This is a genomic window from Erythrobacter insulae (genome assembly GCF_007004095.1).
Lineage (GTDB): Bacteria > Pseudomonadota > Alphaproteobacteria > Sphingomonadales > Sphingomonadaceae > Erythrobacter > Erythrobacter insulae.
Window position 1 is genome coordinate 55,270 of sequence record NZ_VHJK01000002.1, and the last position, 12,607, is coordinate 67,876.

The following is a 12,607-nucleotide window of genomic DNA, read 5'->3' on the forward strand; positions in this document are numbered from 1 at the left end:
AAAGTTCTGGGGGTGCCGGATTGCATACCAACCGCGGGGTGTTGGGCCGATCCGGTCGAACGATGAGGGATACGGATCCTGATGGCGAAGTTAGGGGGTCGCCATCTGAGCTCTTTAAGAGCGGTTCCAAACCATTTCGTCACGTGGCGCCCGGGGTCTTAACGACCTCGGGCGTTATGGTTTCCGGCACATTTTTGCTAACGAGTTTGGCTTTCGAACGTTCACTGACACCATCAACAACACGCGCAAAGCATGCGATACTAACGCTGCGAGCGCCGCGATTTAGCAAAACATCGACACAGGCATTGCTGGTCGCCCCGCTCGTTAGGACATCGTCCACCAAGATCACGTCGCGTCCGGCCAGACGATTTGTTCGAGAACGGTTGAAAGTGATCGCTCCGCGCAGCGCGTTCTCCCGTTCCTTTTGGCCCAGCCCGCCTAAGCTTGGCGTCCGTTTTCGCCGGATAAGCGCATCGACCAGAACATCTCCCTTTCCCAACTTTGCCAGCTCCTGCGCCAAAAGCGCAGCCTGATTAAAGCCGCGGTGCCACAGTCGCCACCGATGCAGTGGCACCGGAATCAATAGCGGCGCAGATGCAATGTCCGTGGTTAGCCGAGCTGCAATTAATCGGGCCAACAACGGCGCCAGTGCGATCTTTCGCCCATGCTTGAACGACAAAATCAGCTTCCTTGAAGCATCAGAGTACAGTGTCGCAGCATATATGCCTGAATGGCTTGGCGGGTCGATCTTGCAGGCATAGCAATGCGATTGGGTCTCCACGTTGCCTGATCCCAACGGGCGATTGCAGCTGGCGCAAGCGGGCTCTCCCGGCACTTCCAAATCGCTCCAACATTCAACACACAAGCCGCCCTGATCGGCAACAGCATCGCCGCAAAGCGGGCAGCGCGGCGGATATAAAAGGTCTACGACCGGCCTCAATCCTTCTGCGATGTGCGATCCTAAACCCATGGCGATCTGTCTCGCATGGCTTGCACTGGGCTGGCAAGCGCGGCAGGGAGCCCGCAATGGACCGATCACCGCCCAAAATATTCAACCGGCGCCGCGCATTAACCAAATGGCGGCGATCCGAATCGCGCAGAGCTTTCCGCAGTGAAACCGCCTATCTCACCAACGCGCTGGCGGATGATGTTGCCGAACGCCTAGAGTTCATGAACCTCGCTCCCAAGCACGCACTGTTAGTCGGCGATTGCCACGATGAATTGGCGCTGCGCCTTCAAAACTCAGCTGAAAAACTGTCAAAACAATCACTTTTTGAACGCGATGATGAACAGCCTGGTCCATTTGAAGAATACGATCTGATAGTCCACCTGCTGGGTCTGGGAATGGTAAACGACCTGCCCGGCGCATTGATCCACGCCCGAAATTCCTTGGCGATGGACGGCCTGTTTATCGCCGCATTTCCCGGAGCGGGAAGCCTCACAAGCCTGCGTCAGATCGCTCTTGCTGCCGATGGCGAAAGACCTGCCGCCCGCATCCATCCGCAGGTCGATATCCGCGCTGGCACTGCGTTATTGGAGCGCGCTGGCTTTGCGCGCCAAGTGGTCGATAGCTACCCGGTCAAAGTCCGTTTCAGCTCGCTAGAGCGGATGATCGAGGACTTGCGTGACCACGGCCTGACAAGTTCGCTCGCCAGCACGGCTCCACCGATCACCCGCGCCGGTTGGCAACGCGCCCGCGCGGCATTCGACAGCATGCGAGACGACGGCGGCAAGGTCACCGAAACCTTTGAAATCCTCGTCCTTACAGGCTGGCGATAGAGAGCGCCCTTAACGCGCAGCCAAAGCAGCCTGTGCCGCGGCAAGCCGAGCAATCGGCACACGGTAGGGAGAGGCGCTAACGTAATCGAGCCCGACCTTTTCACAAAACGAGATGCTGGCCGGATCGCCGCCATGCTCACCGCAAATCCCAAGCTTGATATCAGGGCGCGTTGCCCTGCCCCGCTCAGCCGCCATTTCAACAAGCTGGCCAACACCATCGATATCAAGGCTGACAAACGGATCGCGCGGGAAAATTCCCTTGTCGACATACGGCGCAAGGAAGCGGGCCGAATCATCGCGCGATACGCCTAATGTCGTTTGCGTCAGATCGTTGGTGCCGAAACTGAAGAATTCACCTTCATGCGCAATCTCACCCGCCATCAAAGCGGCGCGCGGCAATTCGATCATCGTTCCCACAAGGTATTCCACCCGTGCGCCCTGCTCGGCAAAAACTTCTTGTGCCACCCGGTCAACCAGCGCGCGCAGCAGTTCAAGCTCGCGGCGGGTGGCGACCAACGGAATCATGATTTCCGGCAATGGTGCCTCGCCGCTCTCTTTTTGTACGGCGCAGACCGCTTCAAAAATCGCACGCGCCTGCATTTCATAGATTTCAGGGAATGTAATCCCAAGCCGGCAACCGCGATGGCCGAGCATCGGGTTAAATTCATGCAACTCACCAGCGCGCCGTTTCAAATGATCGACACCGAGGCCGGTCGCATCGGCCAGATCGGAAAATTCCTCGTCACTATGCGGCAGGAATTCATGCAGCGGCGGATCGAGCAAACGGATCGTGCACGGCAGACCGGCCATTACCTCGAAAATAGCGGTAAAGTCGGCGCGCTGTTCAGGCAGCAGCACTTCAAGCGCGGCGCGGCGGCCTGCTTCGTCTTCGGCCAAGATCATCTGACGAACTGCGCTGATCCGGCCTGCTTCGAAAAACATGTGTTCCGTGCGGCACAGGCCGATGCCTTCGGCGCCGAACTGCCGTGCCATTTTGCAATCATCCGGCGTTTCGGCGTTGGTACGAACGCGCATCCGGCGCAGCTTGTCCGCCCAAATCATGAGCGTACCAAAATCGCCTGCCAGCTCGGGCTCAACCGTTGGCACAATGCCCAGCATCACTTGCCCCTTGGCCCCATCAAGAGTGATTTCATCACCCTCTTTCAATTCCTTGTCACCGATGCGCAAAGTGCGGGTTTCGCGATTGATCGACACGCCGCTTGCGCCGGAAACGCATGGACGGCCCATGCCGCGGGCCACAACCGCAGCGTGTGACGTCATGCCGCCACGCGCAGTCAAAATGCCTTGGGCTGCGTGCATGCCGTGAATATCCTCTGGCGAGGTTTCAACCCGCACCAGAATGACTTTATCGCCAAGCTGCGACCATTGCTCTGCCGTATCTGCGTCCAGCACAATCTTACCCGCCGCCGCGCCCGGCGATGCCGGCAGGCCGGTTGTCAGGACATTTCGCGGCGCATCGGGATCAAGCGTGGGGTGCAGCAATTGATCAAGCGCCATGGGGTCCACGCGGCGCACGGCCTCTTCTTCGTCAATCAGCCCTTCTTCCACCATTTCGACCGCCATTTTCAAAGCAGCCTTCGCGGTGCGTTTGCCAGAACGCGTTTGCAGCATCCAAAGCTTGCCGCGCTCCACGGTAAACTCGATGTCCTGCATGTCTTTATAATGGCCTTCGAGGAGGTCAAAAACCCGCGCCAGCTCGCCATAAGCATCCGGCATTGCCTCTTCCATCGAAAGCGGCTTGGCATTGGCTGTTTCGCGGGCGGCTTTGGTCAAATATTGCGGTGTACGGATACCGGCGACCACATCTTCGCCCTGCGCATTGATAAGGTATTCGCCGTAATAGGCGCGGGTTCCGGTGGCAGGATCGCGGGTGAAGGCAACGCCCGTCGCGCTGGTATCGCCCATATTTCCAAACACCATCGCCTGAACATTGACGGCGGTGCCCCAATCGGCGGGAATATCGTTAAGCCGGCGATACACTTTCGCGCGGTCACTGTCCCAGCTGTCAAACACGGCTGCGATTGCGCCCCACAGCTGCTCGGTCACGTCCTGCGGGAAAGGTTTGCCCTGCTCTTGTTCCACAATGCCTTTGAATTCAGCAACCAAAGCGCGCCAATCATCGGAGCTCAGCTCGGTATCGGCATAGAAACCATTGTCTTCCTTGACGATTTCCAGCGCCTCTTCGAACAGGCCGTGATCAAGGCCGAGCACCACGTCGGAATACATCTGGATGAACCGGCGATAGCTGTCCCAGGCAAACCGTTCATCGCCGGACGTCTTGGCCAACCCTTCGACCGTCGCATCGTTCAGGCCAAGGTTCAGCACCGTATCCATCATCCCCGGCATGGATACGCGCGCGCCGGAACGCACGGATACCAGCATCGGATCGGCGGCATCGCCAAACGATTTGCCCACGCTGGCTTCGATATGTTTAAGCGCGTTGCTTACCTCGGCGCGCAGCGCATCGGAGAAATCCGCGCCCTGACGCAGGTAACGCACGCTTTCCTCGGTCGTGATGGTGAAACCCGGGGGGACCGGCAGGCCGATGCTCGCCATTTCTGCAAGATTGGCGCCCTTACCACCGGTAATGGTCTTGTCACGCTGGCGGGGATCATCATGCGGAGCGGCTCCGCCGAAAGTGTAGACCGTTTGCTGCGACATTAAATTTCCTACTTTGCTTGACACATTTTCCAACATGTCACCCATTTCATACACACTTAAGCGGCTGTAATTACGTCCAAATCATCATGTATGACACACATGACAACTGTCCAACTTGATTAACCAAAGGGTATCACCCTTCGATCCGGCTGAAATCTGCCACACGGTGCACCGCATCGCGGAACCGCGCCAGCAAATCGAGCCGAGCCGCACGGATATGCGACTCATCGGCGTTTACAATCACATCTTCAAAGAACCGGTCGATCGGCGCACGCAATGTGGCAAGAGCGGACATGGCGGCGGCGAAATCTTCCGCCTCAATCGCCTCGGCCGCTTTCGGCTCGGCCGCATCAAGCGCATCGATCAAAGCCTTTTCGGCGGGCTCGGGCGAGTAGGAAACATCTTTCGATTCCCACTCTTCTTTCTTGAGGATATTCGCCGCGCGCTTGTATCCGGCGAGGAGGTTTGTGCCGTCCTCGGTTTCAACAAAGGCTTGAAGCGCATGGACGCGGGCGAGAAGGCGAACGAGATCGTCTTCACCGCCGAGGGCGAACACTGCATCGATCAGATCGTGACGAACGCCCGCTTCGCGTTGTTGGACTTTGAGGCGGTCGATAACGAAGTCGACAGATTCGTGGTTCACTCGTCCGAACTCTTTGAGTCCCTGCTTCATGAATTCCCGAACGTGGTTGGCGCGACCGGAGAGCGTCTGCACGTCCTCAGCGTCAATGAAAACTTGGTCGTGGCTCCTGTCAGCCAGCTTCGCGCTGCCGGAGGTTTCAAGCGTATCGACTAGGTCAGCAAGAAGAAAAGACTTAGCTTCATTCGACGACGACCAAGCCTCAATCTCTGTCGTAGCCTGTCTGACCGACGCGCCTAGTGATTGCGCTAGCGCCATGAATACCGGGAGCCTCAACTCATTGCGCAAAACAAGCCGAACAATTGAAATCGCTGCTCGTCGCAAAGCAAACGGGTCTTTTGATCCCGTAGGTTTTTCATCGATGAAGAAGAATTGCATTACGGAATCTAACTTATCCGCCAAACTCACCGCCACCGTCACCGGAGCAGTCGGCACGTCATCACCTTGCCCCACCGGCTTGTAATGATCGCGGATCGCGTCTGAGACTTCGACCGGCAAACCTTCTTTGGCGGCGTAATATCCGCCCATTAGGCCTTGCAATTCGGGAAATTCGCCAACCATTTCGGTGACCAGATCGGCTTTGCACAGGCGCGCAGCCTGTTCGGCGAGGTCGGGATCGCCTTTGACGATGCCCTCTTCACACAGCCACCGCGCCAGCTTCGCAACCCGCTCCACTTTGTCAGCAACCGTGCCCAGCTTTTCGTGAAAGGTAATCCGCTCCAGACCCTTGGCGTGCTCGGCCAGCGTCTTTTTCTGGTCCAGTTCCCAGAAAAACCGCGCATCGGAAAGCCGCGCGGCCAAAACCTTGCGGTTGCCGTCCACCACCACCGCCGGATCGGCGGCGGCGATATTGGCGGTGCAGATAAATGCGTTGGCCAGATTGCCATCCGCATCCTCGCACACGAAATATTTCTGGTTCACCCGCGCCGTCAGCTGGATCGTTTCCGGCGGCACGTCGAGGAAATCATCCTCAAACCGGCCCAGCAGCGGCACCGGCCATTCTGTCAGGCCCGCATTTTCCACGACCAGACCTTCATCCTCAACCAGCTTGAGACCCGCAGCTTCCGCCGCGGCCTTTGCGCCTTCGCGAATTGTGTTCTGGCGTTCTTCATGATCGACGATCACGGACGCTGCGCGCAAAGTGCTGGCATATTCATCGGCATTCGCAATGGTCAGCGCGCCTGCCGAATGGAATCGGTGGCCAAACGTTTCGCGGCCGCTCGCCATGCCATCCAGCACCACCGGAACAACCTCGCCATCCAGCAGTGCAACGACACCCGACAAGGGGCGCACCCATTTCAGGCTTTCGCTGCTGATCGAGGCATCGCCCCAGCGCATGCTCTTGGGCCAGGAAAAATCGCGGATGATCGCAGGGATTGCTGCAGCCAAAAGATCGGTCACCGCCTGACCCGGTTTTTCAATGACCGCAAAATACGTCTCGCGGCCCTTAACATCGCGCACTTCCAAAGCATCGCGGTCCACACCGTTTTTGCGGCAGAAACCATCGACCGCCTGATCGGGCGCGCCAACGGGCGGGCCTTTGGCTTCTTCGCGCACGGCCTTTGTTTCGGTCGGCAGGCCGCGCGCGATCAAGGCAAGGCGGCGGGGCGTGGACCAGACCGTCAGCTCGCCCGCTGCGACACCGGCTGCATCCATCTCGCGGCGCAGCAGCTTTTCCAGCTCGGCGCGAGCGCCCTTTTGCATCCGCGCAGGGATTTCTTCAGAGCGCAGCTCGAGGAGGAAATCAGCCATCAGACGAGGCTCCATCCCGGATATTTCGCTTCCCATTGCGGCGCCATCTGCTTCGCATAGGTTTCGCACGATGACCGCGCCAGATCACGCACTCGGCCCATATAGCTCGCGCGTTCCTGCACGCTGATCACGCCGCGCGCCTGCAGCAAGTTGAAGATGTGGCTTGCCTCAACGGCTTCTTCATAGGCCGCGATCGGCACACCGTGTTCGATTTGATTGCGGCACTCGGCTTCGGCCATCTCAAACTTTTTGAACAGCATATCCGTGTCGAACACTTCGAAATTGGCTTTCGACATCTGCTTTTCGTTTTCGAGGAACACGTCGCCGTAACTGACCCCGTGTTGATTAAAGGCAAGGTCATAGACGCTATCGACGCCCTGAATATACATCGCGAGGCGTTCAAGCCCGTAGGTAAGTTCACCCGCAACCGGTTTGCAGTCAAACCCGCCCATCTGTTGGAAATAGGTGAACTGTGTGACTTCCATCCCGTCGCACCACACTTCCCAGCCAAGACCCCATGCGCCCAGCGTCGGCGATTCCCAGTCATCTTCAACGAAGCGGATATCGTGTTTAAGCGGGTCAACACCAATCGCCGCCAGGCTTTTGAGGTACAGCTCCTGGATGTCGGATGGCGATGGTTTCAGGATGACCTGATATTGATAATAATGCTGCAGGCGATTGGGGTTTTCGCCATAGCGGCCATCTGTCGGACGGCGGCACGGCTGAACAAAGGCGGCATTCCACGGTTCCGGGCCCAGCGCGCGTAGGGTGGTGGCCGTGTGGAACGTCCCTGCCCCCATGCGCATGTCATACGGTTGCAGAATCACGCATCCTGCCGCTGACCAAAAATCATGCAGCGTCAGGATCATGTCCTGAAAAGAGCGCGTCGGGTCGCGGGTAATTCCAGACGATTCGCGGCTTGCGGTTTTAACCTCGGATTCCATGGTTGTGGCCATGGCGGATGGCCCCATCAGCGTCAATGCCGCAGCGCAGCATTGCCAACCTTGGCGGCATGAAGACCGAGGTTTTCTGCGGTTTTTCGTCAGGTATTCATGACCAATAGTCAGGTAGTGTTGACATAGTCAGTGAAACAAGACATAAAGTAAGGCATACCTTACATCGAGTAAGGGGAACCTGATAGTTAGGAGGCTAAAAATGCAATTTCTCAACGCAAACATCCCCGTCAAAATCTGGCAGCTGGCCCTGTTCCTGCTGTTTTCCGGTTATGCCGTCGGTAACATTCTCGCCAAGGCAAACGGTGCACTGGGTTTCTGATCCGATGAAAAACCGGCTTAAAGTCTTGCGGGCGGAACGCGATTGGAGCCAGGCACGGCTTGCCGTGGAGCTCGACGTTTCGCGTCAGGCCGTGAACGCAATCGAAACCGGTAAGCACGACCCATCTCTTCCCCTGGCGTTCAAAATCGCCCGCTTGTTCAACCTCCAGATTGAGGACATTTTTGATGACGCAAACTGATTATGATGACGCACCAAAAAATGGCCTTGGCCGTGCGGTGCTGCTTACCCTAGGCGCGATAGCTGTGCTGTTTTTAAGCGGCGTTTTGATCGGCTTTGCCATGGCGGCAATCGAGGACGGCAACGCGTCTGTAAAAGTGTTCGGGATACTTGCCGTTATAATCGCACTGCTCGCTGCGTCTTTGTACGGAAGCTGGAAAGTCTGGATCAAGGACAGGCCAGAAATGATCGCACAAAGCGAGCGGAAATCCCGCAACCTTATGTTCGCGCTTGCCGGGGTTGGTGTGGTTATCGGGGTGATTTTTTCCGTCTTCGAAGGCCCGAATTCCAATGCGCTGTTCTCCAACGAACCGATCAGCGGCACTTTGGCCACCGCCGTGCTGTTGTTCTGGCTGGTATTCGTGCCGGTTCTGTCTTGGATATGGTGGAAAACCGTGGATGAACACGAAGCCAGCGTATACCGTGAAAGCGCTTCGATTTCGCTTCACGTTTATGTGTTTATCGCGCCAAGTTGGTGGCTGGCCGCACGCGCCGGATGGGTTCCAGAACAAGATCCGATGATCGTCTTGGCCATCGTGTTTATTGTCTGGAGCATTGCCTGGATCTATCGAAAATATGTCTGAGGGACCTGTGCCCTTGCCCTGTTCAACTCTCTTACAGCTTAGCGTTTTTACGACACATCAAAAGGAAACCATCTGATGAAACTGCAATCTATCTTTACCGCTTCTGTAGCGGCCATCGCCTTGTTCGCAGGCGGGCCTGCAATCGCCCAGCAATCCACTCCTGCACCGGTCGAGGAAGAGAAAGTTCTCGCCGCGGATAAGGAAATGGATGAAAGCGCTGGATCACCAGCGCTCTGGAAAGTCGCCGATGAAGACACGACGATCTATCTGTTCGGCACGGTTCACATGCTGCCCGATGATGTTGAGTGGTATACCGGTGCAATCAAAGACGCGCTGGCGTCATCAGGCACCCTTGTAACCGAAATCGACATGAACCCGGAAAAAGCGCAAGCAATGGGCCAACTGGTCGCAACCAAAGGGATGCTGACCGATGGACAGACTCTTCGCGGTTTGATGGACGAGGAACAACTGGCAGTATTTGAAGCCGGTCTTGCAAAGATCGGTGTACCGGCCGCAGCGTTTGATACAATGGAGCCATGGCTGGCGTCGATCGCGATGGTTCAAATCGTGTCACAGGCATCGGGCTTTGATGAAAGCAAAGGCGTTGAAACCGTGCTGGAATCGGTTGTTTCCGAAGGTACAAAGCGTGTGGCGCTCGAAACGGTTGAATTTCAGATCTCCGTATTTGACGAGCTGCCGATTGAACAACAGATCTTGTTCATGCTCGAAACCGCTGAAGATCCGCTGGCTGCCATCACCATGCTGAATGAATTGGTATCAGTCTGGGCAGCCGGTGAACCGGAAAAGCTCGGCGCGATGATGAACGAAGGCTTCATGGCGCATCCCAACCTCGGTGAGCGTCTGCTGTACCAGCGCAACGAGAATTGGGCTGAATGGATCGATACGCGTCTGGATGAGCCGGGCACTGTCTTTATCGCGGTTGGCGCAGGCCACCTCGCCGGTGAACGCAGCGTTCAAGATTACCTTGCCACTCGCGATATTGAGACCACACGGGTGCAATGACCCCGCGCTTGATAAAGCAATTCGGAACACTCCTCGGGGCGCTGGCGATAGCCGGTTGCTCCGAGGCTCCGTTTAAGGGCGAACCGCAGCCCGCACCCAATCCCCTGCTTTATGAAATCACCAATTCAAATGGCGATGTCGAAGGCTGGATGCTGGGGACCATCCACGCATTACCCGATGATGTGGAATGGCGAACCAAAGAAATAGACAACATCATTAGTCAGGCCGATCTCGCAGTTGTGGAGGTAGCAAACCTTGATGACAGCGATGCAGTTGCAGCCACATTCGCCCGGCTTGCGGCCAGCCCCGGCCACCCGGAATTGACCCAAAGGGTCGATGATGAACTCAGGCTTCCTTTGTATGAGTTGATCGCGATATCGGATTATTCCGATCACGATTTTTCTTCGACCGAGACATGGGCCGCAGCGTTAATGCTGGCCCGTACCCAAGCGACCGGAAACCCTCAAAACGGGGTTGATCGTGCGATCATACGCGATTTTTCCGCGCGCAATATCACCGAACTCGAAGGCGCATTCGATCAGTTGCGGATTTTCGACACGCTCAAAGAGGCCGATCAACGCGTGCTTCTCGAAGGGGTCGTGATCGAGGCAAAAGATCCGGCCAGCAGCCCTGAAAAGCTGCGTAAAGCCTGGCTGAGCGGTGACGAAAATGTGCTCGCGAGCGCAACCAAGAGCGGAATAATGGCGGACCCGGAATTGTATCAGGCGTTGATCGTGCGGCGGAATCAGGATTGGGCAGAACGGCTCGAAGGAATTCTGGCCCGGACGCCGAAACCGTTAATCGCCGTGGGCGCCGGCCATTTGGTGGGCACCGATAGCCTCACCTCCATGCTGGAAACCCGCGGATATTCTGTCAGGCGTATTGCGCAAAATTCCTTGCCATAAAGCGGTGCGCGCTGTAACGGCCCGCTCTTCGGTGTCTCGGTCATCCCTGGAGGCGGACACTGGCAGAAGTATTTTTCAAAACGCATTCGAAAGGCACGTATCATGAGCGACGCTCTTACATTGCCGGCTGAAACGCGCGAACGGGCTGGCAAGGGAGCCTCCCGAGCACTTCGTCGCGAAGGTCGGATCCCCGCTGTTATTTATGGCGGGAACGAAGAACCACTGACTATCCACGTTGAAGAGAAAGAACTGGTCAAGCAGCTTGGCACAGGTCACTTCATGAATTCGATCGTTCAGGTCGAGCTGGATGGGAAAAAGGTTCGCTCCATTCCCAAAGACGTCGCTCTGCATCCGGTCACGGATCGTCCGCTCCACGCCGATTTCCTTCGCCTGTCGAAAGATTCGAAGATCGAAGTTCAGATCCCTGTTGTCTTCATCAACGAAGAAGCCAGCCCGGGTCTCAAGAAGGGCGGCGTTCTTAACGTGGTCCGTCACGAACTTGATCTGGTCTGCAAATCAGAATCGATTCCTGATGAGATTGAAATTGACGTCACCGGCAAAGAAGTCGGCGATTCGATCCACATCAGCGAAGTGAAATTGCCCGAAGGCAGCGAAAGCGCGATCACCGATCGTGACTTTACTATCGCCACCCTCGTCGCTCCATCAGCGCTCAAGAAGAGCGAAGAAGAAGAGACCGAAGGCGAAGAGATTGCAGCTGATGAAGTGGAAGCAACCGCTCAGAAATCTGACGATGAAGGCGGCGACAGCGAATAAGCTGGACGTTCCTTTTACCACCCAATCACCAAGGCGGCGGGCTTCGAAAGAGGTCCGCCGTTTTGTTTGGGCGCTCTAGACGGTTCTCAATCCGCGAATTCTCAATCAGCAAATAGGTCGAAAACCGCGATCCCAAGCGCGGCAAGCATCGCGACAATGCCTACAGCTGAGCCCAGTCGCCGCGCTCCCGGCTGAGCGGCTTTTCGTGACACAGCAAACAGCAAAACGCCGGTCAAAAGAAGCATCAGGGTGATGGGCTTCATGCAATTTTCTCTAATGAATGCAAACGATAGGCCGGGAATTTTGCCCTAGCAACTGCCAGCGGTTGCTACATCCTATCGTGCTGTTACATGGTCACCATGCAGATTTGGGCAGGCCTTGGAAATCCCGGACCGCGTTACGCGCTTCACCGGCATAATATCGGTTTCATGGCAATCGATGTGATCGCCGACATGCATAGTTTTGGCCCGATCCAGAAAAAGTTTTCCGGATGGGTTCAGGAAGGGCGCATCGGCTCTGAAAAAATCCTGCTGCTTAAACCGGCGACTTTCATGAATGAAAGTGGCCGCAGCGTCGGCGAAGCGCTCCGGTTCTACAAACTCGAAGCAGAGGCTCTTACCGTATTTCATGATGAGCTCGATCTTGCCCCGTTCAAGGTTAAGGTGAAGCACGGCGGCGGCCATGCCGGTCACAATGGTTTGCGTTCAATTGACCAGCATATCGGCCCGGATTTTCGCCGCGTTCGCATCGGCATCGGGCATCCCGGGCACAAAGACCGCGTTCACGGCTATGTGCTGGGCAATTATGCCAAATCGGAACAGGATGATCTCGTGCAAATGTTGGGCGGTATCGGTGCAGAGGCGAAATGGCTCGCCGAAGGAAACGACCCCCGCTTTATGAGCGAGATGGCGTTGAGGATGCAGGACAGCTAAGACCAACCGGCAAAGAGGAGATAC

Annotated in this window: 12 protein-coding genes; 7 read left to right on the forward strand and 5 right to left on the reverse strand. The window is 56.5% G+C overall.

Going from position 1 to position 12,607, the window contains the following annotated elements; all coding sequences use genetic code 11:
* Positions 1–139: 139 nt before the first annotated feature.
* Positions 140–970, reverse strand: coding sequence for a ComF family protein (locus FGU71_RS12845; protein ID WP_142789181.1), 831 nt, complete (start codon positions 968–970; stop codon positions 140–142).
* A gap of 56 nt (positions 971–1,026) precedes the next feature.
* On the opposite strand from FGU71_RS12845, the gene FGU71_RS12850 reads away from it, so the two are divergent.
* Positions 1,027–1,779: a class I SAM-dependent methyltransferase gene (locus tag FGU71_RS12850; protein WP_142789182.1), complete on the forward strand. Its 753-nt coding sequence runs from the start codon at positions 1,027–1,029 to the stop codon at positions 1,777–1,779.
* Positions 1,780–1,788: 9 nt separating this feature from the next.
* Here FGU71_RS12850 and ppdK read toward each other — a convergent pair whose 3' ends face one another.
* The 3 genes from ppdK to FGU71_RS12865 form a co-directional block, all read right to left on the reverse strand.
* Positions 1,789–4,461, reverse strand: coding sequence for a pyruvate, phosphate dikinase (ppdK, locus tag FGU71_RS12855; protein ID WP_142789183.1), 2,673 nt, complete (start codon positions 4,459–4,461; stop codon positions 1,789–1,791).
* A gap of 133 nt (positions 4,462–4,594) precedes the next feature.
* Complete coding sequence (gene glyS / locus FGU71_RS12860) at positions 4,595–6,853, reverse strand: glycine--tRNA ligase subunit beta (protein WP_142789184.1); 2,259 nt, start codon at positions 6,851–6,853, stop codon at positions 4,595–4,597.
* The gene (locus tag FGU71_RS12865) at positions 6,853–7,722 is read right to left on the reverse strand and encodes a glycine--tRNA ligase subunit alpha (RefSeq protein WP_199799185.1); all 870 of its coding nucleotides are present in this window, start codon (positions 7,720–7,722) and stop codon (positions 6,853–6,855) included. The genes glyS and FGU71_RS12865 overlap by 1 nt, the downstream gene beginning before the upstream one ends.
* A gap of 410 nt (positions 7,723–8,132) precedes the next feature.
* Here FGU71_RS12865 and FGU71_RS12870 point away from each other — a divergent pair, with 410 nt between their 5' ends.
* The 5 genes from FGU71_RS12870 (at position 8,133) to FGU71_RS12890 (ending at position 11,651) form a co-directional block, all read left to right on the forward strand.
* The gene (locus tag FGU71_RS12870; protein ID WP_142789185.1) at positions 8,133–8,327 is read left to right on the forward strand and encodes a helix-turn-helix transcriptional regulator; all 195 of its coding nucleotides are present in this window, start codon (positions 8,133–8,135) and stop codon (positions 8,325–8,327) included.
* Positions 8,314–8,949 (forward strand): hypothetical protein, encoded by a 636-nt coding sequence (locus tag FGU71_RS12875; RefSeq protein ID WP_142789186.1) that lies wholly within the window; start codon positions 8,314–8,316, stop codon positions 8,947–8,949. The genes FGU71_RS12870 and FGU71_RS12875 overlap by 14 nt, the downstream gene beginning before the upstream one ends.
* 75 nt (positions 8,950–9,024) lie before the next feature.
* Positions 9,025–9,972, forward strand: coding sequence for a TraB/GumN family protein (locus FGU71_RS12880; RefSeq protein ID WP_142789187.1), 948 nt, complete (start codon positions 9,025–9,027; stop codon positions 9,970–9,972).
* Positions 9,969–10,877, forward strand: coding sequence for a TraB/GumN family protein (locus tag FGU71_RS12885; RefSeq protein ID WP_142789188.1), 909 nt, complete (start codon positions 9,969–9,971; stop codon positions 10,875–10,877). Before FGU71_RS12880 ends, FGU71_RS12885 begins: the two co-directional genes overlap by 4 nt.
* A gap of 102 nt (positions 10,878–10,979) precedes the next feature.
* Positions 10,980–11,651: a 50S ribosomal protein L25/general stress protein Ctc gene (locus tag FGU71_RS12890; RefSeq protein WP_142789189.1), complete on the forward strand. Its 672-nt coding sequence runs from the start codon at positions 10,980–10,982 to the stop codon at positions 11,649–11,651.
* A gap of 101 nt (positions 11,652–11,752) precedes the next feature.
* Here FGU71_RS12890 and FGU71_RS14150 read toward each other — a convergent pair whose 3' ends face one another.
* Positions 11,753–11,914 (reverse strand): hypothetical protein, encoded by a 162-nt coding sequence (locus FGU71_RS14150; RefSeq protein WP_185960316.1) that lies wholly within the window; start codon positions 11,912–11,914, stop codon positions 11,753–11,755.
* A gap of 96 nt (positions 11,915–12,010) precedes the next feature.
* Here FGU71_RS14150 and pth point away from each other — a divergent pair, with 96 nt between their 5' ends.
* A complete protein-coding gene (gene pth / locus FGU71_RS12895) occupies positions 12,011–12,583 on the forward strand; it encodes an aminoacyl-tRNA hydrolase (RefSeq protein WP_142789429.1) in 573 nt (190 codons plus the stop codon).
* The last annotated feature ends 24 nt before the right edge of the window (positions 12,584–12,607 follow it).

What these genes read in the sequence shown, in the direction of transcription:
- FGU71_RS12850 (WP_142789182.1), top strand. Translation starts at nt 1,027, where the DNA reads ATGGACCGATCACCGCCCAAAATATTCAACCGGCGCCGCGCATTAACC.
- FGU71_RS12875 (WP_142789186.1), top strand. Translation starts at nt 8,314, where the DNA reads ATGACGCAAACTGATTATGATGACGCACCAAAAAATGGCCTTGGCCGT.
- ppdK (WP_142789183.1), bottom strand. Translation starts at nt 4,461, where the DNA reads ATGTCGCAGCAAACGGTCTACACTTTCGGCGGAGCCGCTCCGCATGAT.
- glyS (WP_142789184.1), bottom strand. Translation starts at nt 6,853, where the DNA reads ATGGCTGATTTCCTCCTCGAGCTGCGCTCTGAAGAAATCCCTGCGCGG.
- FGU71_RS12880 (WP_142789187.1), top strand. Translation starts at nt 9,025, where the DNA reads ATGAAACTGCAATCTATCTTTACCGCTTCTGTAGCGGCCATCGCCTTG.
- FGU71_RS12890 (WP_142789189.1), top strand. Translation starts at nt 10,980, where the DNA reads ATGAGCGACGCTCTTACATTGCCGGCTGAAACGCGCGAACGGGCTGGC.
- FGU71_RS12845 (WP_142789181.1), bottom strand. Translation starts at nt 970, where the DNA reads ATGGGTTTAGGATCGCACATCGCAGAAGGATTGAGGCCGGTCGTAGAC.
- FGU71_RS12865 (WP_199799185.1), bottom strand. Translation starts at nt 7,722, where the DNA reads ATGATCCTGACGCTGCATGATTTTTGGTCAGCGGCAGGATGCGTGATT.
- FGU71_RS12885 (WP_142789188.1), top strand. Translation starts at nt 9,969, where the DNA reads ATGACCCCGCGCTTGATAAAGCAATTCGGAACACTCCTCGGGGCGCTG.
- FGU71_RS12870 (WP_142789185.1), top strand. Translation starts at nt 8,133, where the DNA reads ATGAAAAACCGGCTTAAAGTCTTGCGGGCGGAACGCGATTGGAGCCAG.
- pth (WP_142789429.1), top strand. Translation starts at nt 12,011, where the DNA reads ATGCAGATTTGGGCAGGCCTTGGAAATCCCGGACCGCGTTACGCGCTT.
- FGU71_RS14150 (WP_185960316.1), bottom strand. Translation starts at nt 11,914, where the DNA reads ATGAAGCCCATCACCCTGATGCTTCTTTTGACCGGCGTTTTGCTGTTT.